A 1,442-nucleotide genomic window follows, 5' to 3' on the forward strand; every position below is an offset into this window, starting at 1 on the left:
GGGTATAAACCGTTCTATTGGTATTTTCGACTCTCTCGTATTCAAAATCGGATCTTTATTGATAATGATTAGCATTATCGCCTTGGTCAGTATGGTCTCAGCCGTGTATATTTCAGATAATGCACAGACTGATGCTCATGCAATAAATTTATCTGGTTCAATGCGTATGCAATCCTATCTTATTTTGAATAAGAAAATAACCAATAATAAATCTGAAGAAATAGACCGTTTAATAAGTGATTTTGAGAAAAAATTGTCTAATCCTGTACTAATGCAAGCTACTAAAAAAACGGAAAAGAAAAAATTACATGACGCTATCTGGTACGATTGGAACAATGAAATTAAGCCGCTAATTTTAGATTCACATCTAACAAACCAAAAACTGAATAAGCTAGAAAGAAAATTAAACGNACCATCTAGTAAAAACTTATCAAGTACATGCTGAAGACAACAACCGTTTGATCAGACAAATACAAGCCGCATCTCTTTTAATTACAATCTCATTTATATTCTTAGCGATTTATATGGTCAACCATCTCATTAGACGCCCACTCTCAGATTTAACGATAATAGCGACTAAAATAGGTCAAGGTGACTACACAGTTCAAGCTGATGAGCATGGTCATGACGAACTATCAATTCTTGCCAAAACCATTAACAGAATGGTTAGAGCTATTAATGACTCACATATTCGCATGGAAGAGAAAGTGCGAAAAAAAACAAAGCAGCTAGAAAGAACCAATGAGTCTATTCAACTACTTTACTCTATTTCCAATAAATCCAATCACTCCCATGGAAGCAATATTGATTTTCAACCACATCTTTCGAAACTGTCAGAAGTAACAGGTATTGAAGGGTTAGAGCTATGTCTGATGACAGAAAATGGCACCAAACCCTACCATCATTTAAATACTAAAAAGAGTATCTTGCCATTGAGCTGCCGCAATCGAGATTGCAGTGATTGTGTAAGCTTCGATAGTCCGCTGGAATCCGAGGAAGCCTACACATTTCCTCTCGTCTATGATCATAATCATTTCGGTGTATTGAACTGTGTACCTCGTAACCATGAACCACTCCATCCTTGGCAATCACAGCTTATTCAGTCTGTTGCAGAGCAGTTCGCGATTACATTAAGTTTAAAACATCGCCAAGACGAGGGACGGCGATTAGCACTCGCTCGTGAACGTACCGTTATCGCGCGTGAGTTACATGACTCTCTCGCACAAGCACTGTCCTACTTAAAAATACAGGTTGCTGTATTACAAAAAGGACTCACTGATCCGTCGGTTGATATCAGTATCGAGAATACGATTTCAGATATAAAAACTGCGTTAAATGGTGCATACAAGGAACTCAGAGAACTGTTGACCACTTTCAGATTAAAACTTGAGGGTAGTAACTTACACGAGGCACTCCAGGAAAGCTTTAAACAATTATCAGAT

Annotated in this window: 2 protein-coding genes; both read left to right on the forward strand. The window is 37.5% G+C overall.

Annotated elements, in window-relative coordinates:
• A partial coding sequence (locus BZG79_RS15970; protein WP_206779514.1) for a type IV pili methyl-accepting chemotaxis transducer N-terminal domain-containing protein occupies positions 1 to 445 on the forward strand: 445 nt, incomplete at its 5' end.
• 79 nt (positions 446 to 524) lie between these two features.
• Positions 525 to 1,442: histidine kinase (locus tag BZG79_RS15975; RefSeq protein WP_199878109.1), on the forward strand; the 918-nt coding region annotated here is incomplete at its 3' end.

It is taken from the genome of Salinivibrio sp. MA427 (assembly GCF_001996115.1).
Classification (GTDB): Bacteria; Pseudomonadota; Gammaproteobacteria; order Enterobacterales; family Vibrionaceae; genus Salinivibrio; species Salinivibrio costicola.